This is a genomic window from Chitinimonas violaceus (genome assembly GCF_052601015.1).
In genome coordinates this window covers 50438-69943 of the sequence record NZ_JBQXDJ010000011.1, presented here as the reverse complement: position 1 = coordinate 69943, position 19506 = coordinate 50438, and the positions used below count along the sequence as shown (strand labels likewise).

Annotated in this window: 19 protein-coding genes and 1 other RNA gene; 12 read left to right on the top strand and 8 right to left on the bottom strand. The window is 54.6% G+C overall.

Going from position 1 to position 19506, the window contains the following annotated elements; genetic code table 11:
* Positions 1 to 63: 63 nt before the first annotated feature.
* A complete protein-coding gene (gene cueR / locus ACUHMQ_RS05965; protein ID WP_445294536.1) occupies positions 64 to 450 on the top strand; it encodes a Cu(I)-responsive transcriptional regulator in 387 nt (128 codons plus the stop codon).
* A 332-nt stretch (positions 451 to 782) separates the two neighbouring features.
* On the opposite strand, the gene ACUHMQ_RS05960 is transcribed toward cueR, so the two are convergent.
* From ACUHMQ_RS05960 to ACUHMQ_RS05950, 3 genes are all read right to left on the bottom strand, one after another.
* On the bottom strand, positions 783 to 1832 hold the full coding sequence (locus tag ACUHMQ_RS05960) for a phospholipase A (RefSeq protein WP_445294535.1): 1050 nt from the start codon (positions 1830 to 1832) through the stop codon (positions 783 to 785).
* A gap of 138 nt (positions 1833 to 1970) precedes the next feature.
* Positions 1971 to 2612, bottom strand: coding sequence for a YbhB/YbcL family Raf kinase inhibitor-like protein (locus ACUHMQ_RS05955; protein ID WP_445294534.1), 642 nt, complete (start codon positions 2610 to 2612; stop codon positions 1971 to 1973).
* A gap of 63 nt (positions 2613 to 2675) precedes the next feature.
* Entirely contained in the window at positions 2676 to 3209 is a 534-nt protein-coding gene (locus ACUHMQ_RS05950) for a phiTE_072 family protein (protein WP_445294533.1), read from the bottom strand.
* Positions 3210 to 3544: 335 nt separating this feature from the next.
* Between ACUHMQ_RS05950 and ACUHMQ_RS05945 the strand changes: the two genes are divergently transcribed.
* Entirely contained in the window at positions 3545 to 4279 is a 735-nt protein-coding gene (locus ACUHMQ_RS05945; protein ID WP_445294532.1) for a substrate-binding periplasmic protein, read from the top strand.
* Between the two features lie 94 nt (positions 4280 to 4373).
* Here ACUHMQ_RS05945 and ACUHMQ_RS05940 read toward each other — a convergent pair whose 3' ends face one another.
* The gene (locus ACUHMQ_RS05940; protein WP_445294531.1) at positions 4374 to 6401 is read right to left on the bottom strand and encodes an oxidoreductase; all 2028 of its coding nucleotides are present in this window, start codon (positions 6399 to 6401) and stop codon (positions 4374 to 4376) included.
* 122 nt (positions 6402 to 6523) lie between these two features.
* A complete protein-coding gene (locus ACUHMQ_RS05935) occupies positions 6524 to 7450 on the bottom strand; it encodes an alpha/beta hydrolase family protein (protein ID WP_445294530.1) in 927 nt (308 codons plus the stop codon).
* Between the two features lie 554 nt (positions 7451 to 8004).
* Between ACUHMQ_RS05935 and ACUHMQ_RS05930 the strand changes: the two genes are divergently transcribed.
* On the top strand, positions 8005 to 11517 hold the full coding sequence (locus ACUHMQ_RS05930; protein WP_445294529.1) for an indolepyruvate ferredoxin oxidoreductase family protein: 3513 nt from the start codon (positions 8005 to 8007) through the stop codon (positions 11515 to 11517).
* A 135-nt stretch (positions 11518 to 11652) separates the two neighbouring features.
* On the opposite strand, the gene ACUHMQ_RS05925 is transcribed toward ACUHMQ_RS05930, so the two are convergent.
* Together ACUHMQ_RS05925 and ACUHMQ_RS05920 are read right to left on the bottom strand one after the other, a co-directional pair.
* Entirely contained in the window at positions 11653 to 12198 is a 546-nt protein-coding gene (locus ACUHMQ_RS05925; RefSeq protein WP_445294528.1) for a DinB family protein, read from the bottom strand.
* Positions 12199 to 12305: 107 nt separating this feature from the next.
* Entirely contained in the window at positions 12306 to 12809 is a 504-nt protein-coding gene (locus ACUHMQ_RS05920) for a TlpA family protein disulfide reductase (protein WP_445294527.1), read from the bottom strand.
* Positions 12810 to 13090: 281 nt separating this feature from the next.
* On the opposite strand from ACUHMQ_RS05920, the gene ylqF reads away from it, so the two are divergent.
* The 9 genes from ylqF (at position 13091) to ACUHMQ_RS05875 (ending at position 18617) form a co-directional block, all read left to right on the top strand.
* The gene (gene ylqF / locus ACUHMQ_RS05915) at positions 13091 to 14002 is read left to right on the top strand and encodes a ribosome biogenesis GTPase YlqF (protein ID WP_445294526.1); all 912 of its coding nucleotides are present in this window, start codon (positions 13091 to 13093) and stop codon (positions 14000 to 14002) included.
* 136 nt (positions 14003 to 14138) lie between these two features.
* On the top strand, positions 14139 to 14339 hold the full coding sequence (locus tag ACUHMQ_RS05910) for a hypothetical protein (RefSeq protein ID WP_445294525.1): 201 nt from the start codon (positions 14139 to 14141) through the stop codon (positions 14337 to 14339).
* The gene (locus ACUHMQ_RS05905; RefSeq protein WP_445294524.1) at positions 14336 to 14644 is read left to right on the top strand and encodes a cell division protein ZapA; all 309 of its coding nucleotides are present in this window, start codon (positions 14336 to 14338) and stop codon (positions 14642 to 14644) included. The genes ACUHMQ_RS05910 and ACUHMQ_RS05905 overlap by 4 nt, the downstream gene beginning before the upstream one ends.
* 34 nt (positions 14645 to 14678) lie before the next feature.
* Positions 14679 to 14859, top strand: a non-coding RNA gene (gene ssrS / locus ACUHMQ_RS05900) — 6S RNA.
* Positions 14860 to 14885: 26 nt separating this feature from the next.
* Positions 14886 to 15482: a 5-formyltetrahydrofolate cyclo-ligase gene (locus ACUHMQ_RS05895; protein WP_445294523.1), complete on the top strand. Its 597-nt coding sequence runs from the start codon at positions 14886 to 14888 to the stop codon at positions 15480 to 15482.
* A 69-nt stretch (positions 15483 to 15551) separates the two neighbouring features.
* Positions 15552 to 16022, top strand: a complete 471-nt coding sequence (locus ACUHMQ_RS05890; protein WP_445294522.1) for an EVE domain-containing protein — start codon at positions 15552 to 15554, stop codon at positions 16020 to 16022.
* A gap of 5 nt (positions 16023 to 16027) precedes the next feature.
* Positions 16028 to 16822 (top strand): sulfite exporter TauE/SafE family protein, encoded by a 795-nt coding sequence (locus tag ACUHMQ_RS05885; protein WP_445294556.1) that lies wholly within the window; start codon positions 16028 to 16030, stop codon positions 16820 to 16822.
* A 1-nt stretch (position 16823) separates the two neighbouring features.
* Positions 16824 to 17576, top strand: coding sequence for an NRDE family protein (locus ACUHMQ_RS05880; protein WP_445294521.1), 753 nt, complete (start codon positions 16824 to 16826; stop codon positions 17574 to 17576).
* Positions 17577 to 17603: 27 nt separating this feature from the next.
* Positions 17604 to 18617, top strand: a complete 1014-nt coding sequence (locus ACUHMQ_RS05875; RefSeq protein ID WP_445294520.1) for a cation diffusion facilitator family transporter — start codon at positions 17604 to 17606, stop codon at positions 18615 to 18617.
* Positions 18618 to 18713: 96 nt separating this feature from the next.
* Here the strand turns inward: ACUHMQ_RS05875 and ACUHMQ_RS05870 are convergent, their stop codons facing one another.
* Positions 18714 to 19505, bottom strand: a complete 792-nt coding sequence (locus ACUHMQ_RS05870) for a substrate-binding periplasmic protein (protein ID WP_445294519.1) — start codon at positions 19503 to 19505, stop codon at positions 18714 to 18716.
* Position 19506: the final 1 nt, after the last annotated feature.

Sequence of the window (19506 nt, the reverse complement as noted above, 5' to 3'; positions counted from 1 at the left end):
ATGATCAGGCTACTCTCTTTGGTACCTCCTCGTCTGGGTCACCAGCAGGAAGGAATGGGTACGATGAATATTGGCAAACTGGCGCAGGAAAGCGGTGTGAGTGCCAAGATGGTTCGCCACTACGAAAGCATAGGCTTGATAGCCAGTGGTGCGCGCAGTCCGGCGGGCTATCGCATCTATGGTGAGCGTGACGTGCACCTGCTGCGTTTTATCCGCCGTGCCCGCGATTTCGGTTTCTCGCTCACACAGATTCGCCAGTTGCTGTCGCTTTGGGACGATAAGGAGCGTGCCAGCGCCGAGGTAAAAGCGCTGGCGAATCAACATGTAGCGGAGTTGGATACCAAGATCAACGCGTTGATGGAGATGCGGACAACCTTGGCTGAACTGGCTGATGCATGCTGTGGCGATACCCGACCAGACTGCCCGATTCTGAACCGGTTGGCTGAATAGTTACCCGCTTTACATCTGTCGCGAACAGCCGTTAGCAGGGTGAAGCGCAGTACAGAAACCGGAGTGTACTTGGGTACACGAGGCTGCGAACTTCTTGGTGCGTAGCACCGTAGCAGTTCGGCGTCCCCCTTGGGGGGGGCTTTCGAGCAGCATATGAGCCCTCCTGATCACGGCTGCGCAGTAAGAACCTGTCTAAAGTCTGCTGTGCGTCAGCAATACGGTGTTGAAAACACCCTCGGAATGCTCATTTACCACGCGTAAACTCCGCTTCCTTGGCCGTTTTCGCCTTGTCTTACTTTAGCTCGCGAGACTTTGAACAGGTTCTAAGATCGTCAGTAGCCATCGATAAGCGAGAATCCCAATCCCACATAGTTGTTGCGATAGTTGTAATCGATCAGGCTTTCGCCATATCCGCTGAACAGCTGCAGATAGCCTTTGAGATTGCCCTTGATCGGGAATCCCCATTCCACTTGCATGGCCCCGCGCGATGAATCGCCACCGCGAAATGAATGGCGCGCGGTTACCGTAAGCGCATGCTCACCCTTTTGGCGCATAACGGTAACGCTGCCGCGACCGATATAGTTTTCGATGCCGGGGTTATCGTCGTTGGTTGATTCCGGAATGCGCCACCAGGGGCGGAACACCACGCTCCATCCGTCTCTTTCCAACCCTACGCTGGCAATGACTCGGTTCCAGCTACGCGATAGCGACTGTGAACGCCCATTGGATTGGTGATTGGCTGAAAGTGACAACAGCCGCCCGTGCCAGCCCAGCAGATTGTAGTTGGTACGTAATACCAGCGCGGCTTCTGGTTCGTAGTTGGTCTCATGAAATGGACGCGACAGTTCACGGTTATAAAGTTGCCAACGCGATGTCTGGGTATAACCCAGCCAGATATCACCGTTGTCCCGGAACAGGTTTTGGACCAATTTGGTTTTCAGGCTGATCTGGAACTTCGCTTCCGTACGTTGCAGTTGTTCGCTTGCTGCCGATGCTAATGCTGGATTAGGACTGACCGGCACGGGATTGCGGCTGGTTGCGTAGAAGACCGGCAGCACATAGGTAGGCCGGTAAGAACGCATGATGAATGTACCCAGCTTGCTGTTTGGCTCCAGTTCCCACGCAGTATCGAGTACAGAATGGTCAGCCGCACGGCGGGACGCATTTTGTGTATCAGCCTCTTTGGCGGCGGTTTTATCGGCGGGAGCTTGCGACTCGGGGGCAGCTTCGGGTGTAACCCGGCTCATGGCAGCATCGTAACAAGCCAGCCGGGCAGCATCTTCGGTAACTTCAAGGCATTGTGTCGGCCCAAGAGGGGCTGCCATCAGTGTGGTGGTCAGCAATATGCTGCATGCAGGGACAATGAGGTAGGTAGGTGTCATGCGCAGCCTATTCTTATTTAGATGCGGATACGGGATGGACTTGCTGGGCAGCCGTAAGCAGGGGGCTATTCGTATAGTTTGAGGGCTCCCGCAAGCGAAGCGCTGGATATGGCGCTTCGCTGCTATGGCTGCAGATGGTTACTTACTCAAGCGAGGATTGAGTGTGTAGGTACCGGTCAGGCTGGCTTCAGCCAGGACGTGGCCAGCCATGGCGGCACGAGCCTTGGGACCGGTGATCTGGCCATCGATAGCCAGTGTGGCGACATCCAACGCGTACAGCGTGAACACATAGTGGTGGATGATGCTGTCGTTCCATGGCGGACAGGGCCCATCGTAGCCGTAGTAATCGCCAGCCATGGTTGGGTCGCCCGCAAACCAGCCGGTGTAATCGTTGATGCCGTGACGGGGTTGCCCACGATGATCGCCAGCCACCTTCGGGCCGGACTTTCCATGCGCGGTAATGCCGTTGCTGTGGCTGCCTGCCTCGATAGTCTGTTGTTCAGGAGGAAGGTCGATCAGCACCCAATGGAAGAAATCCACTCTGGGAAGGCTTGAGGGAATTTCGCGATCGGGTTGATTTACATCGTCGCCACGGCTTGGCACATCAGGGTCGTGGCAGATGAGGGCGAACGATCGGGTGCCTGCTGGTGCTGCTTTCCAAGTCAGATGTGGGTTACGGTTACTGGAAAGGCTGACATGGGATGCTGGGTCGATAACCGCGAAGGCGAACTCGCCAGGAATGGTTGCGCCGTTGGTGAAATTCAGGCTGCTCAGCTGCATCAGGTACTCCGCTGCTTTGAGTGGTCCCCGATTATCACGTGGTCCCCTCAAAAGGTAAACGAATCATCCCGCCAGTTGTGCAGGTGCTGTGTTCATTGCGCGTATGCCTTCCTGGGCATTCTGGATGATCGTGGATAGGTATCTGTACTCCGGATTGGAGCATTCGGGTAGATTTCGCCACCAATCTAAGCCGTAGACTTCATCCAGCAGGTACCGATGATCTTCAATGCGAGTTGCAGCGATGGCGGCGTCGAACATCTGTCGTGCTGCGCCAGCAGTCATGAACCATTTGCGGCGTTGCCGGCAGATGAATAAGCGCACATCGCTTGCGATGGCACGGATATCAACCGAGGTGCGATTTATTTCCGGCGCCAGTTTGTCGGCAAGGTAGTCCACACTGCAAGTTGCAACAAACTGAGCAACAGTTTGGTGCCCCATTGCCGGCCAAGTGTTTGTCCATACTCCGCCTGCGCATTCAATGCTGATTTTGCCTCCGTCTGGTTCATAGTCCTCCAGGGTTACATTGATGTCGTCATGACTGTCCGACGCATACAATTTAAGTTTGATGACGCTGATCCTGCTTATCGCTACTCGCATACTAAAAACCCGATTAGTGGTTCCAATGTTCGACTATCGGGTTGGTCGGTTACGACTTCTCGGGATTACGTCAATGCTTTCCCCAATAATCGGTTCTAGAACTTGCTCAGAATCTGTTCAAAGTCTCGCGCGCTAGTGCAAGACAAGACGGAAACAGCCGAGGAGTCGGAGTTTACAAGCGGTAAATGAGCATTCTGAAGGTGTTTTCAACGCCGTATTGCGGACGCGGAGCAGACTTGAAATGGGTTCTTAGCGGTTCTCCAGCGTGCGATACAGAGGCAACGGGTCTATCTTTAATGGGTATGTTGTCGTGACTCAGTCAGGGAGGGGCCAGCATGTTTCGCATTCAAGCCGTTTTATGCATGCTCTGCGTAGCCGTGGTCGTCCAGGCAAAAGAGAATGCTGATGACCTCGTTTTCACGACAGAGGAATCTCCCCCGTTCAACATGATGGTAAATGGCAAGATCGCCGGTATCGCGGTTGAGAAGGTGACCGAGATAATGAACCGTGCAAAGCTGCCCTATACCTTAGATATTCTGCCTTGGGCACGTGCCTACCAAATGGCATTGGAAAAGTCGAATGTATGCGTTTTCTCCACCACGCGTACTCAGGAGAGAGAAGCCAAGTTCAAGTGGGTCGGTCCTCTAGCCTTGAATACCTGGACGCTTTACGGCCTGGTGGACGGCAATATCCGGCTTAGTAGTCTGGAGGATGCACGCCCATTTAGGATTGGTACTTACAATGCCGATGCACGTGATACCTTTCTGCGTGCAAAGGGCTTCAACGTTGACCCCGCTACGAGTGACGCAGTCAATCCACGTAAGCTCTTGGCTAGACGTATTGACCTGTGGGCCACCGGCCCCTATGAGGCCAATGCGCAAATCATTGCAAACGGGTGGTCAAGCCAGATTGTGCCCATACTGACATTCAGCCGCGTCGAACTGTATCTTGCCTGTAATCTCGCTGTCCGCAACGAGGTGGTCGATAAGCTGAATGTGATTCTGAACGTCATGAACAACGATGGGTCGGCTGCCGCGATTGACCGCCGCTATGAGCGTTGGCCGAACTAAAGTCGATTATCGTTAGTGAGCAGCACTTTGACTCACCCGGAAAACCGATTTAGCGCAAATCAGGTTAACCGGGCGAATCATCGTGCCTGGCAGGTCAAATTACGGCGGCAAGCCTTGAGCCTTGGTTAATGGCGCGTTTAGCGTCGAGCTCGGCAGCAACGTCAGCTCCACCGATCAGATGAACTTTTGTGCCCGCATCTTTCAGGTCTGACTCAAGATCACGCTGCGGTTCCTGACCTGCGCAGATCACCACATTGTCTACCGGTAGTACCTGAGCTTGGTCTTTGATGCGGATATGCAGGCCGGCGTCATCAATCATCTCGTAGGTGACGCTGGAGATCATCTCCACCTTCTTCATCTTCAGGCTCTGGCGGTGAATCCAGCCGGTTGTCTTGCCCAGACCATCGCCCACTTTGGAAGCCTTGCGTTGTAGCAACCAAACTTCGCGTGGTGAGCCATGTGGTTGTGGGCCGGCGGCGGCCAAGCCACCTTTTTCATTCAGGGTCTTGTCGATGCCCCATTCACGCAGGAAGGCATCGGTATCGAGGCTCGTTGGTGTGCCTTCGTGGGTCAGGAATTCAGCAGCATCAAAGCCGATGCCACCTGCGCCTATGATGGCAACGCGCTTGCCTACCGGCTTTTCATGCCGCAATACATCCAGGTAGGTCAGCACCTTGGGGTGGTCGATACCTGGAATATCGAGCTGACGTGGTTTGATGCCGGTGGCCAGAACGACTTCATCAAAGGCGCGCAGCTCGGCTGCCGTGGCGCGATGGTTGAGGCGGATTTTCACACCGGTCTGGTCCAGCTTGCGCTTGAAGTAACGCAGCGTTTCGTGGAATTCTTCCTTGCCTGGAATCTTCTTTGCCACATTGAACTGACCACCCAGCTCGTGGCTGGCTTCAAACAACGTGACGTCGTGGCCGCGTTCTGCTGCAACCGAGGCGAAAGCCATACCGGCAGGGCCGGCACCCACTACCGCCAATTTCTTGGTCTGGGTGGTGGGGGTGTAGTTCAGTTCGGTCTCGTGGCAAGCGCGCGGGTTGACAAGGCAGGTGGTCATCTTGGCCTGGAAGATGTGGTCCAGGCAGGCTTGGTTACAGCCAATGCAAGTATTGATATCGAGTGCGCGGTCCTCGGCGGCTTTGTTCACCCATTCGCTGTCAGCGAGGAATGGGCGCGCCATGGAAATCATGTCGGCATCGCCACGTGCCAGTACTTCTTCGGCCACATCCGGCATGTTGATGCGGTTGGTAGTGATCAAAGGAATATTCACATGCCCTTTGAGTTTCTTGGTTACCCAGGTGAAGCCAGCGCGGGGCACCATGGTGGCGATGGTGGGAATACGTGCTTCATGCCAGCCGATACCGGTATTGATAATGGTGGTGCCAACGGCTTCGACTGCCTTGGCGAGTTGAATGGTCTCGGACAGCACTGAACCGTTGTCGACCAGGTCCAGCATCGACAAGCGATAGATGATGATGAAGTCGGTACCTACCCGTTCACGCACTGCCTTCACGGTTTCGACCGGGAAGCGCATCCGGTTTTCAAAGCTGCCGCCCCAGCGATCGTTACGTTTGTTGGTTTTCTCGGCGATGAACTGGTTGATCAGATAACCCTCACTGCCCATCACTTCCACACCGTCGTAGCCAGCCGCTTTCGCTAATTCAGCGCAACGGGCGAACTCATCAATCGTCTGCAGGATTTGTGCTTCAGTTAGTTCCAGTGGTTCGTAGAAGGCGATGGGTGAGGTGATCGGCGAAGGGGCAACTGGTTTGGGTTGGAAGCTATAGCGGCCGGTGTGCAGCATTTGCAGGCAGATTTTGCCTCCAGCGGCGTGCACAGCATCGGTAACGATTTTGTGGTGTGCCACTTCTTCGGCGTTGTGCAACATGGCCCCACCCTCGTATACGCGGCCGGCTTCGTTGGGTGCTACACCGCCTGTAACGATCAGCGCCACGCCGCCAGCGGCACGCTCGGCATAGAACGCAGCCATGCGTTCAAAGCCGTTGGGAGATTCTTCAAGGCCGGTATGCATCGAACCCATCAACACGCGGTTCTTCAGCGTGGTGAAGCCAAGGTCGAGTGGAGCGAGCAAATGAGGATAGGGGGCTTGAGGCATGTTGGACTCCAGAACGGTAAGTTTGCCGCCGGTACTTTGCCAGCGTATGTCATTTCAAAACTGGGTTTCCACTTGAAGTCGACGCTCTGCTGAGTTGTGCATCGGCTTCAAAGCGGAGAGGGTTACACGCTGACGCTTCTTAAAAACTGGCTCGGTGCGTTGGCGGGGCTTGCACTGGTTGAGCGTTCGACTGCTTTCAACTGTGGTTGAATAAGCGGTTGCCACAATGTGTCGCGATTGATGGTTTTGAAAAAACCAAAGTGGCCGATACGACCAAGACCCATATCCTGCGGCTTTATCCGCTGAATCTGCACACGGCTGTTGGTGTAGAAGCCATGAAGCGACGTGATATTACGCGAGGACATCATTTCATCGTCACTAAAGCTGAATGCGGTGATGGGGACATTTACTTCGGCAAAGCGTTGGCGAATAGCATCACCTTCAACACCAATCGCATAGTCACAGTGCAGGCACCAACGCCGCCATTGTTGCATCACCTTTGCAGGCAAATCACCCACCATGCCCAGGCGGCGACCGGGGAAGTAGCCAAATGCCGGGGTCAACAAAGGGGCGAAACCGAACCACAGCAACCAGGCTTTGCGCTTTAGGGGAGCTGCGTTTTCACGCCAGTACCCGCTCCCAGCTGCGATGGTAATGACGTGGTCAACCAGATTGATATTGGGTGTCAGCCCCACAAGTTGTCCGCCAAGGCTGTGGCCTATCCACACCAAGGGCCTGCCTTGTGACTGTGTGACTGCCCAATCAAGCATGGCGGTACAGTCGTGTTCGGCCCATCCGACAACATCGATGTCCAGCTCGCGCAGTAGCCCGTGTCGCGAATCACCCATGCCCCGGTAATCAAAGCTGATGGCAAGCCAGCCTTGTTCGGCCAGCCAGCTGGCGAATGGTGCGTAATAGTTTTGGGATACCCCCATCGCAGAAACCAGCAATACAGTTCCTTGGATGGTGCTGGTGGGTTCATAGCGACGCACAGCCAGCGAATAGCCATCTGCTGTCGCAACCGTGAGTGTTGTTAGCTTGTGCATCATGCCCCCATTTCCAGCAGACAGACCCAGAGTATCAAGTCATTGATATGCAAGATACTTACTAATGAGTAAGTAGTCAATCGAGCACTTGATTGATGCGTTAAAGTCAGCAATTGACGTTCACGTCAAATAAGCAGAGCATTTGCTCAGTAAAGCGCCTAAAATGCGCGCGAATTCCCCTGAGGGCCTGTTTACGATCGATAGCAAGCAATTCGTCAGTGTGATGAAGCTCAGCACCATAGCCGGGTCATGTTGCCGATGTACGGCTCCCGACTATGTGACGCGAGGTACCTTGGGACTCGGTAATCATCTTGCGGTATCTGCTACACGGCGCGCCATCCTCTCTCGATTGCTTATAAGCCCCGACTACAGGGGTGCAACAGGATCGCGAACAGATTCTTCAGAAGGCTCTGGATAGAGCCCGCCCACAAAAAACGTGAACAGCTTCTTAAGAACACTTATTTGTTCCATCCCTTAGTTCAGCCAAAAGCGACGACGAAGGATAGCCACGACCGCTGCCTACAGAGCATCGGCCTTCAGCCAAAGAAGGAGACACTATGGGAAACGCCATCTCCCTGAATGACAAATACGCGCTGGCCAAGGGCCTCGCTTTCATGACGGGTACGCAGGCTTTGGTACGTCTGCCTATGTTGCAACATCAGCGTGATGTGGCGGCGGGCTTGAATACCGCAGGCTTTATTTCGGGCTATCGCGGCTCACCGCTTGGAGGGCTTGATCAGGAACTGGTACGCGCCAAGAAGTACCTTGATCCGCACAACGTGGTGTTCCTGCCAGGTGTCAATGAGGATTTGGGGGCGACTGCTGTTTGGGGGTCGCAGCAGGTCGGTTTGTTCCCGGGCGCCAAGTACGATGGTGTATTCGCCATGTGGTATGGCAAAGGCCCAGGTGTGGATAGATCTGGCGATGTGATCCGCCATGGCAATGCCGCAGGTTCGTCCACCCATGGTGGCGTTTTGCTGATTGCGGGTGACGACCATGCGGCCAAGTCTTCTACCTTGCCGCATCAGACTGATCATGCGTTCGATGCCTTCATGGTGCCGGTGTTGAATCCTGCAGGTGTTCAGGAATTTCTGGATTTCGGCATCCATGGCTGGGCGATGAGCCGCTACTCCGGCTGCTGGGTAACGCTGAAGGCTATTTCCGACACGGTCGAGTCCTCTGCCATTGTCGAGGTCGATCCAGACCGGGTCAAACCTGTCATCCCCACAGATTTCAATATGCCTGCCGGTGGGCTCAATATCCGCTGGCCCGACCCGCCCCTGGTGCAGGAAGAGCGACTGTTGCACCACAAGCTCTATGCAGTCCTGGCTTATGTACGGGCTAACAAGTTGAACAGGATCGTGGTTGACTCACCCAAACCGCGTTTGGGAATCATGACGGCGGGTAAAAGCTACCTCGACGTCATGCAGGCGCTGGACGATCTGGGCATTGACGAGAGGCTGGCAACGGATATCGGCTTGCGTATCTTCAAGGTAGGTTTGACTTGGCCGTTGGAGAGCGAGGGTACGCATGCTTTTGCCGAGGGTCTGGATGAGATTCTGGTTGTAGAGGAAAAACGGCAAGTACTCGAATACCAGCTTAAGGAGCAACTCTATAACTGGCAGGAAGATGTTCGCCCGCGCGTGATTGGTAAGTTCGATGAAAAGGGTGAGTGGACCTTACCGGAGGGCAATTGGCTATTGCCGGCGGCAGGCGAATTGACGCCCGCCATGATCGCCCGGGTTATTGCCGCACGGATTGCGCGTTTCTACACCAGCCCGGTGATTGAAGAACGGCTACGCTTCCTTGATGAAAAGGAAAACGCGCTGAAGAAGCCGCGTGACATCATCCTGCGCCAGCCGTACTTTTGCTCGGGTTGCCCGCATAACACGTCCACCAAGTTGCCGGAGGGTTCGCTTGCCCTGGCCGGTATCGGTTGCCATTACATGGCGATGTGGGTAACGCCCGGTACAAAGATGTTTAGCCAGATGGGGGGCGAAGGCGTCACCTGGGCGGGTATACAGCCGTTTACCAATACCGAACATGTTTTTGTGAACCTCGGTGACGGTACGTATTTTCACTCCGGCATTCTGGCGATTCGCCAGGCTGTCGCGGCCAAGCTGCATATCACCTACAAGCTGCTGTACAACGATGCTGTGGCCATGACCGGTGGCCAACATGTGGATGGCACACTGACGGTGCCAATGTTGACCCGCCAGTTAGAGGCTGAGGGGGTGAACAAGATCGTCATCACTTCGGATGAGCCGGAGAAATACCTTGGTGTAGCTGGTTTGGCTGCCGGCATCACGGTTCACCATCGTGATGAGCTCGATCGCATCCAGCGTGAGCTGCGCGAAACCCCTGGCGTGACGATTCTGATTCACGACCAGACCTGTGCTGCGGAGAAGCGCCGCCGTCGTAAGCGCGGCAAGATGATCGACCCGCCGCGTCGGGTAGTGATCAACGAACGTGTGTGCGAAGGGTGTGGTGATTGTTCCAAGCAGTCCAACTGCCTCTCGGTAATACCGGTTGAGACCGAATACGGCCGTAAACGCAAAATTGACCAATCGAGCTGCAACAAGGACTTCAGCTGTTTGAAGGGCTATTGCCCAAGCTTTGTAACGCTTGAGGGTGAGGTAAAACCCAAGCGTTCCAAACTGGGTGCTGAAGCATTCGCCACATTGCCGGCACTGCCCGAACCACGACTGCCCGGTTTGGACCAGCCTTGGAGCGTACTGGTCACGGGCGTAGGCGGCACTGGGGTGGTGACTATCGGGGGTGTACTGGGCATGGCGGCCCGTATCGATGAAATTGGCGCAACAGTGCTGGACCAAACTGGTTTGGCGCAAAAAGGCGGGGCGGTAACCACCCACCTGCGCTTTGCGAAAGAGCAGCACAAGCTGCATGCGGTGCGCATTGCTGCGGGTGACGCCAATGTGGTGCTGGGCTGCGATATGGTTGTGACCGCGACCAACGATTGCCTGGCCAAGATGCGGCGGGAATTCACCTTTGCGCTGTTGAATGGTTTTGAAGCCGCAACGGGCGATTTCACCAAGAGTCCGGATATGAAGTTCCCATCGCGCTCCATGCTTGATACGGTCAAGCAGGCGGTGGGGGATAGCCATTTCGATCAGGTCGATGCTACCCAGATTGCCACGGCGCTGATGGGGGATTCGATTGCCACCAATATGTTCGTTCTTGGCTATGCATGGCAAAAGGGGCTGATCCCGATCAAGGGCGAATCCATCATGCATGCGATTGAGCTCAACGGCGCAGCGGTGCAGATGAACCAGCAAGCCTTTATCTGGGGCCGCCATACCGCGGTGGACCGGATTCGAGTCGAGAAGATCGCGTTCCCACAGGTCAGAGAGGCTATCAAGCTTGCTAATCAGACGCTGGATGAATTCATCGCCCGCCGGGTTGCTGATCTGACGCAATATCAGGATTCAGCCTATGCGGCTCGGTATACCTCGCTAGTGGAAAAGGTGCGGTTGGCAGAGCGTCGTGTTGCGCCCGAATCGGAGCTATTGACCTGGGCTGCTGCACGCGCCTACTTCAAGGTATTGGCCTATAAGGACGAGTATGAAGTGGCTCGTCTTTACACCGATGGCGAGTTCCAGAAGCAGCTGGCCGATCAATTTGACGGTAACTACAAATTGAACTTCAGCCTGGGTCCGACCTGGCTGCAATGGTTGGCCAAGAATGGGCAAGCCAAGAAGTTCAAGCTTGGCAGCTGGATCATGGGTGCGTTTGGCGTGCTGGCCAATATGAAAGGTTTGCGAGGAACTGCGCTGGATGTATTTGGCTATGCCGAAGACCGAAAGATGGAACGCCGGTTGATTGTTGAATTTGAACAAAGCTTGGATGTTCTATTGGCAGGTTTGAGTAGCGAAAAGTTACCGGTAGCAGCTGAGATCATAGGGCTGATTCAGCAGATTCGCGGGTATGGCCATATCAAACTCGCGGCTTACAGTGCGGTGAAGCAAGAGTGGGAAGGCAAGCTCAAGCAGTATCAGAGTAATGCCGCTCCGGTTGTGGGGGTGGCCAAACCTGCGCCAGTACGGCTTTAAGATCCTGTTTACGATCTTGTTACGCAGCTGTGATCAGGGTTTCTGCGCTGCACCTGCTGACAGCTACTCGCAATTGAAAATAGAAAACGCCACTTAGTTAAGGTGGCGTTTTTCATTGCTTGAAAGCGAAGGGCTTCAGCCGGGCCGGCTGGTGGTCGCCAACTTCGCGTGGGCAAGGCTTTCTTGCATATCCCGCCGATAGTAGATGAAGTCCATTTCAGGACTTGGTGCACCAAGGCGGACAGCCAAGCCTGCAATCTGACCGCGGCAGTGCGCGCAGTCAGTGACGAAGTTGGTCAGCACATCGTGAATCCAGTCACGCTGTTCCACGCCACCAGAGGTACGGTAATGGAGCTCGCCATCGAAGTAGGCATCTGACTGAGCCTCCAGCCAATGCTGGGTCTGGCGGACTGTTTGCTTCAATGCCAACTTGAGCTCGCGCCATTCCTCGAAGATCTGTTGGTCATGCCGATAGTCCTTGGGCTCGCCTTGCAGCCGGCCCAGCCACTTCAGGTTTATCACCAGCAGGTGGTTGACGGTACCGTGGATGCTGCGAAAGGGTAGTCCTTCTTCCCGCTTCCGGACCTCATCCGACAATTTGTCGCAGCTCTCAAGCAGCTTGTCGTTGACCCAATGCTGGTAGTCAACTTGATAAAGAAAGTGGTTTTTCCATGAAATCATCGACGCTTCCTCCTCGGAGCCAACTACAGCTTAGGCGCTTCTTTGCATGACTGCTAAAAAACAAAGCCGTCCGTCGGCAGATTCGCAACTAGGGTCGACGCCAGCGCTTATGTTTCTTTCAGCTTTTCTTCTATGAGCGCGTGCAGCTGGCTGAAATCCGGTTCGCCCAGGTAACGTTGGACAATGTTGCCTTTTTTATCGATCAACACACTTGTCGGTGTCAGTTTCACATCGCCAAACTGCTTAGCCAGGCTGCCATCTACATCCAGCGCCACAAAAAACGGTAACTTGGCTTTTTCGGTATAGGCTGCAACATAGTTGGGCGGGTCGTAACTCATGGCGACAGCCACGGTCTCGAAACCTTGAGAGGCGTATTTGTTGTGCGTTTCAACCAGCCTGGGCATTTCACCCATGCAGCCACCACAACTGGTCGCCCAAAAATTGACCAATACCACCTTGCCTTTCAGTGCGGCTTGTGTGGTTGTCTGGCCCTTGATCGAGGTGTATTGCACAAGTGGTGCCTGGGTCTGGGCTGTGTTTCCAACATACAGAATCGTACCCAGGGCTGCGGCGATGCCAGCGGCAACAAAGACTTTCAGTAGTGGTTTCATGGCAAGTTACCCTGGTGGGTAGTGGTTAGGCAGTGACACTGTTCACGATCTTACTGGATAGCTGTGATCAGGGCTTATATGCCCAGGTGCATTTTGGTTTCAGCGCTACGCTTTATCCTGCCCATGACTGTTCACGACAGATTGTGAACAGATTCTAACCAGGGGAAAAGTTGTACAAGCGGCTATTGTATTGATTTTCCGATGCTTTCGCTCTGAAGGTATAATCCGCGCCCTTTCCTGCCTGCAATGAAGTGGGCGCACCTTTTAAGTGAGTACAGACGATGGCAATCCAATGGTTCCCAGGCCATATGAACAAGGCGAAGAAACAAATCGCCGATACCATGGCCAAAGTGGATATGGTCATCGAGGTCCTCGACGCTCGTTTGCCACGCATCACGACGAACCCGTTAATTCATGAATTGCGCGTTCATCGTCAACGTCCCAGCCTGAAGGTGCTCAATAAAGCTGATCTGGCCGATCCGGCTGTGACAGCAGCCTGGGTGCAGCATTTCAAGCAGGAGGCTAATACGGCAGTGATTACCCTGGATGAAGTGGGTAAAGCGCGTGATATGGGTAAATTGCTGAAACTGTGCCGTGAATTGGTGCCGCATCGTACCGGTGGCGAAAAGCCAGTACGCGCGATGATTCTTGGTGTGCCCAATGTAGGGAAGTCCACGCTGATCAACACTTTGGCAAAACGAAAGCTGGCCAAGGTGGCCGATACCCCGGGTGTAACGCAATCGCAGCAGCGCATCGAACTGCCGGACGGTACGATTCTTGTCGATACCCCAGGCATGATGTGGCCCAAGATTGCGTCCAACAACGATGGTTATAAGTTGGCGCTTTCCGGCACGATAGGCCGTAATGCTTTCGATGCTGTCGATGTTGCCTGGTATGCCATGGGTTGGCTTGCGCTACATGCACCGGCCAGCATTGCCAGTCGCTACAAGCTCAAGGATTTGAGCGAGCCGGGCGATGTTTTGTTTGAACAGGTCGGTCGAGCCATGGGGTATATCCTGCCAGGCAATCGTGTGGATGACCAAAAGACCGCGGAGCGGATTCTGACGGATTTTCGTGCCGCTACCCTGGGGCGTATTTCGTTGGAACGTCCAAGTAACAGCCTGGACATGGATCTGGGCGAAGAGGCTGATTCGGATGCCAATAACGGCACCGATTCTGGCAATACTGAGTGATATTTATCTCGCCGGCCTGGTCGTCGGATGTGGGTCCGGTCGTCGGTTGCGACGGTGCCGATAGCTAGTAGCGACGGACCTCATTGGAAAAAATCGACTAGAATCGGCTCATCCTTTACCGTCCTCGATTCCCGTTATGGAAGCTGAACTGCAGAATCTGGAAGACCGCATTAACAGCCTGGCCGCAATATGCCAGCAGCTGCGAACGGAGAATGTCGCCTTGCGCCAGGAAGTGTTGGTGTTGAAGGGCGACAACAAACGCCTGGCGGATAAGGTGGAGATCGCCAAGTCCAAGGTGGAGGCCCTGCTGGAACAACTGCCGGAGGAGGCTGAATGAGTGAACTCAAGCAACTGGATGTCACGATCATGGGACGCGAGTTCCGTGTGGCATGCCCGCCAGCGGAAGAACCTGCCTTGATGGAGGCGGTGAATTATCTTGATATGAAGATGCGGCAACTGCGCGATAGCGGCAATGTGATGGGTATCGACAAGATCGCTATCATGGCTGCGCTGAACATAGCCCACGAATTTATGAACACCCGTGTAGCGGGTGGTTTGGACATAGCCGACTTTAAGCGTAGAATCGGCCGCATGCAGCAGACTGTCGATGAGTCGCTGAAGGAACAGCAGCAACTGTTTTGATATTTCCGGCAGCTTTACTGCCCGCTCTTTCAAAGTTTCCCTGCGGCGTTCGTTCCGGTTCGATATTCTTTGAACCAATATATTGCCCCAGGTTGTATGGCTGGCCGCGCCTGTTGTGCGCATCGTTTATCCGATGTGCCTGATGGTGTGCCGCTTGCGACCACTTGAACCATTAGGTTCAAGATGTGAGCCGGAACGGCGCCCGCGGGGATCCCCTCCCCGCTAGCCGCCAAAAAATCTCATGACCGATAAAACCAGCCTCCGCCGTGAACTACGTCGGAGGCGTATGGCGGTGCCTGCAAGGCAGCGCAGGTTAGTTGCATTCAAGGTTGCGCGACGCGCCTTGCGCTTTTTACAGCCCGGTCAAGCCATTGCTGCCTATGTGGCAACAGGGTCGGAATTGTCTTTGGATATCCTGATTCAGTTGGCCCGGATGCGAGGGTGCTCGGTATGGTTACCCGTGGTGCCAAGCAGGGGGCGGAAGATGCAATTCGTGGACTCAGCAGACCGTACTGGTATTTGGCGATGCAACCGTTATGGCATCAAGGAATTTATATCCAGGCATCGTTGTATGCCCAGGCAGTTGGCGACAGTATTTCTGCCGCTGGTTGGGTTTGATATGCATGGGGGCCGGCTTGGTCAAGGTGGGGGCTATTACGATGCGACTTTTGCTTTCCGATCCCAGCCAGCCGCATTACGAAAACCACGTATGGTAGGGGTAGCCTTTGATTGCCAGCGTGTCGCTCATATTCATCGGGAGCCTCATGATGTGTGTCTGGATTGGGTTATTACCGAGACGATGACCCACCGATGTGTACGCCCGAGACAATCCAGTTGATTCGCTGTACGGTGCATTGGCGCATTTGGGGACATTCGCTACGATGGTTGTTTTAAGCGGGAGTAGGTTATGCGCTATTGGTTGATGAAGGCGGAGCCGGAAGAGCTTGGTATTGCCGATTTGGCTGCATTGCCTACCCAGACGGTGGGTTGGTACGGTGTTCGTAATTACCAGGCGCGTAACTTCATGCGTGACCAGATGCAGCTGGGTGACTTGGCGTTGTTTTACCATTCGGGCGTTAAGGAGCCTGGGGTGGCGGGCATTGTGGAAATCTGCTCACCCGCTTATCCAGACCCCACCCAGTTTGATTCAAAGAACCACTACTACGACCCAAAGTCCAGTCTGGAAACACCGCGTTGGCAGCAGGTTGATGTCCGGTTCATCAAGCAGACCCGCTATTTGCCTTTAAGCGCCATGCGTGCAGCGCCCGAATTGGAAGGCATGCTATTGCTGGTGCGAGGTAATCGTTTGTCGATTACACCGGTGGAGCCAGCCCATTGGCGTGCGGTCATGAAGTTGCTGGGGGAGAAGATGCCGTGAGTTGGATGGCGATGGGCGCCTTCCTGGCAACGGGCTGTGTTGCCGGTTTTTTGGCAGGTTTGCTGGGGGTAGGTGGTGGACTCATCATTGTGCCGGCGTTGGTAACGACGTTTGAGGTAATCGGCTTTCCTCCAGAACATCTCTTGCATATTGCCCTTGGCACTTCGTTGGCGAGCATTATCTTTACCTCGATATCCAGCTTGCGGGCCCATAACGAGCGCGGCGCAGTTCAGTGGACCACAGTAAAGGGTATGGCAGCTGGTTTGGTGCTGGGGACGTTCGGGGGTGCATGGTTGGCAGCGAGGTTGCCATCCTTGGGGCTGAAATGGTTTTTTGTCTTCTTCGCGTATCTGGTTGCAGCGCAAATGCTGTCTGGCTTCAAACCCAAGCCCAGCCGGCAACTGCCCGGGAGCGGTGGTCTGGCTTGTGCAGGTGGGCTGATCGGTACGATATCCGCTTTTGTCGGTATTGGCGGTGGGTCGATGTCGGTGCCATTCCTTACGTTATGCAATGTTCCTATGCAAGCCGCTGTAGGCACCTCCGCTGCCCTGGGGTTGCCTATCGCTGTAGGCGGGCTTGCCGGTTATGCTTTCAATGGCGTTGGTCTGAACAATCTACCAGCCTACAGCGTTGGGTTCGTCTATCTGCCAGCTTTGGTGGGTATCGTGTTGGCCAGTGCGTTGGTGGCTCCACTGGGGGCAGCTATGGCGCATCGTTTGCCTGTAGCACGCCTCAAACAATGCTTTGCCGGCTTGTTGATACTGATCGCCAGCCGAATGCTCTACAGCCTGGTCGCCTGATATGTGCTTGATAGGATTCGAATGGCAGCCTGGTACCAATATCCCCTTGAGGGTGGCCGCTAATCGTGACGAATTCTATGCCCGGCCCACAGCTGCTTTGGCGTGGTGGCCTGAGGGTGACATCTTGGCAGGGTGCGATCTGCAAGCTGGTGGGACTTGGATGGGTGTGAGTGCAGACGGGCGGTTTGCAGCATTGACCAATTATCGGAACCCAAGTGCTAACAAGGTGGATGCACCATCCCGAGGACAGTTGGTCGTGGACTTCCTGCGTGAGCGGGGCAGTGCAGCGCAATATCTGGCGGTGTTGAGGGAGCAAGCTGGCCGCTACAATGGCTTTAATCTGCTGGTCTACGATGGCAGGCAATTGTTGGCTTATGAAAGTTATACCGATCGCCTGCTACGTTTTGGCAGGGGTATTCATGCTGTATCCAATGCAGGTTTTGATACACCCTGGCCTAAATTGAATAAGCTCAAAGCCAGCCTGGCTGAAGCAGGGCAGGATACTTCAGCGCTATTTGCCGTATTGGAGAATGCAGACCTTGCGCCAGACTCGCAGCTCCCCGGCACTGGGGTGCCATTGGTGTTGGAGCGTGCTTTGTCAGCAATTTTTATTCAGACGCCGACCTACGGCACGCGTGGTTCCAGCTTATTGGTATTGAGCCGGGAAGGGGCTGAATTTATTGAACGACGCTTCGAAAACGGTAAGTTCACCGAAGAAAATCATTTCAAATTCGAATTTTCTGGGTTGACCTGAGCCCGCTTCTGGTTGAATCTGCGTTCTATGTCTCATGAACATCATGATCACGCGCATCATCACCACGCCGCCAGCCGTAAGCGGATGTTGATAGCGCTTCTTCTGACTGCGGGTTACGCCGTTGTCGAAGCAGTCGGAGGCCTATATACCGGGTCACTGGCCTTGTTGTCCGATGCCGGGCATATGTTGACCGATGCCGCGGCACTGGGGCTGGCATTGTTCGCGCAATATATTGCCCTCCGTCCTGCTTCCACCAGCAATTCGTATGGTTATGCGCGTGCTGAGGTTCTGGGTGCGCTGATCAACAGCCTGTTCATGTTGGCGATGGTAGGGTGGATCGCTTTCGAAGCCCTGGGCCGTCTTTTTAACCCCAAGGATGTTGATGGGGTAGGGGTGATGGGCATCGCCAGTATCGGTTTGGTCGTGAATCTGATTGCGGCCTGGCTGCTATCGGGTGATAGCCACAATATGAACTCACGTGCAGCATTGATGCATGTGCTGGGAGATCTGCTTGGTTCTGTTGCGGCAATCCTGGCGGGCTTGGTGATCTGGGCCACAGGCTATAAGCCGATCGACCCCATTTTGTCGTTGCTCGTTGTGCTGCTGATATTGCGCTCCACCTGGGCATTGGTACTCCAATCGAGCCATATGCTGATGGAAGGCGTGCCCGCCCATTTGGATATGCAAGCAATCGGGCAGACGCTTGCCGAGCAGAAAGGCGTGCAGTCAGTTCACGACCTGCACGTCTGGCACCTGGGACCGACTCGGGTGGCGCTATCGGCGCATTTGGTGATTGAAACCCCGGATAGTTGGCCGCGTCTATTGGCGGTTGTGCAGGGGTTGTTGGCTAAGGATTATGGCATCGACCATGTCACGTTACAGCCTTCTTGGCTGGGCATGCCACCACGGGGAAGAGTGATCCCGCTGGCAACGCTGGAAGGTGAAAAGCCAGGGCACGATGACCATGCTGAAGGTAAGCCGCATGATCATAAGCATGGCCACCATCATGACCACGGTAGCCACCAAGGTCATACGCATTAGAGCCTGTTTTGATCTTACTGCGTAGCTGTGATCAGGGCTTATGCAAAAACACACTCCGGTTTCTGTGCTGCTCCGCATGTCTTGCGAAAAGGTCTGCTAATCCCTGGCAGTCAGGTGCTCGGTTCTTAACTGGGGAACTGCTGCTTCGTCCAAAGTAGACCAGTTATCTTCAATGCGTTTCACACCACCTTTTGCGCGCAATTTGCTCCACCCGCGTTCAAATTCAGCCAGCATTTCCTCGCCTTGTGGATGCGTCAACGAAAATACGGCATAGATAGGCAGCGTGCTGATTTCCCCGTAGTTGGCGACCTTGCTTGCCAAATCGTGTTTGTTGATCAGAGTCTGAGCCACGCGAGCATCGACAAGCGTGAAAGCAAGCCGGCCGGCTGCAACGTTACGTAAATTGGTCGCTTCGCTTTGGCTATGGACTTTGATGATGCTCGCATCATTGAGCAACTCGGCAGGGTACTCATACCCAATAGCTATGCCGACCCGTTGGCCTTTCAGGTTTGCATAGTCGACTTTCTTGTGGGGTAACCCTATGGGACCCCATGTCAGCATGCGGATATGGGTTAATGGACGTGTTGACCAGCGATAGTCTGCTTTTCGGTCCGGGGTCTTGGCGGTGTCAAACGTAGCGACGTATTTTCCCCGTTTAACAGATTCCAGGCAGCGGTTGTACGGCTCAGGTTTAAGTTCAACATCAAGGCCGGCTTCGATAAATGCAGCGCGCATCAGTTCTACAGTCAATCCGACTGGCTTGCCGAGCTGGCCAGCGGAATAAGGGTAGAAGTCATCCTCCGCACAAAGTAGAACCTTGTTACTGCTGCCCCAGCAGGCCGTCGAACAAAGCAACGCGCCCAGCGTCCAACTTGTTACAACTTGCACT

Coding starts and splice junctions, on each gene's coding strand:
- cueR (WP_445294536.1), top strand. CDS start 64: ATGAATATTGGCAAACTGGCGCAGGAAAGCGGTGTGAGTGCCAAGATG.
- ACUHMQ_RS05960 (WP_445294535.1), bottom strand. CDS start 1,832: ATGACACCTACCTACCTCATTGTCCCTGCATGCAGCATATTGCTGACC.
- ACUHMQ_RS05955 (WP_445294534.1), bottom strand. CDS start 2,612: ATGCAGCTGAGCAGCCTGAATTTCACCAACGGCGCAACCATTCCTGGC.
- ACUHMQ_RS05950 (WP_445294533.1), bottom strand. CDS start 3,209: ATGCGAGTAGCGATAAGCAGGATCAGCGTCATCAAACTTAAATTGTAT.
- ACUHMQ_RS05945 (WP_445294532.1), top strand. CDS start 3,545: ATGTTTCGCATTCAAGCCGTTTTATGCATGCTCTGCGTAGCCGTGGTC.
- ACUHMQ_RS05940 (WP_445294531.1), bottom strand. CDS start 6,401: ATGCCTCAAGCCCCCTATCCTCATTTGCTCGCTCCACTCGACCTTGGC.
- ACUHMQ_RS05935 (WP_445294530.1), bottom strand. CDS start 7,450: ATGATGCACAAGCTAACAACACTCACGGTTGCGACAGCAGATGGCTAT.
- ACUHMQ_RS05930 (WP_445294529.1), top strand. CDS start 8,005: ATGGGAAACGCCATCTCCCTGAATGACAAATACGCGCTGGCCAAGGGC.
- ACUHMQ_RS05925 (WP_445294528.1), bottom strand. CDS start 12,198: ATGATTTCATGGAAAAACCACTTTCTTTATCAAGTTGACTACCAGCAT.
- ACUHMQ_RS05920 (WP_445294527.1), bottom strand. CDS start 12,809: ATGAAACCACTACTGAAAGTCTTTGTTGCCGCTGGCATCGCCGCAGCC.
- ylqF (WP_445294526.1), top strand. CDS start 13,091: ATGGCAATCCAATGGTTCCCAGGCCATATGAACAAGGCGAAGAAACAA.
- ACUHMQ_RS05910 (WP_445294525.1), top strand. CDS start 14,139: ATGGAAGCTGAACTGCAGAATCTGGAAGACCGCATTAACAGCCTGGCC.
- ACUHMQ_RS05905 (WP_445294524.1), top strand. CDS start 14,336: ATGAGTGAACTCAAGCAACTGGATGTCACGATCATGGGACGCGAGTTC.
- ACUHMQ_RS05895 (WP_445294523.1), top strand. CDS start 14,886: ATGACCGATAAAACCAGCCTCCGCCGTGAACTACGTCGGAGGCGTATG.
- ACUHMQ_RS05890 (WP_445294522.1), top strand. CDS start 15,552: ATGCGCTATTGGTTGATGAAGGCGGAGCCGGAAGAGCTTGGTATTGCC.
- ACUHMQ_RS05885 (WP_445294556.1), top strand. CDS start 16,028: ATGGCGATGGGCGCCTTCCTGGCAACGGGCTGTGTTGCCGGTTTTTTG.
- ACUHMQ_RS05880 (WP_445294521.1), top strand. CDS start 16,824: ATGTGCTTGATAGGATTCGAATGGCAGCCTGGTACCAATATCCCCTTG.
- ACUHMQ_RS05875 (WP_445294520.1), top strand. CDS start 17,604: ATGTCTCATGAACATCATGATCACGCGCATCATCACCACGCCGCCAGC.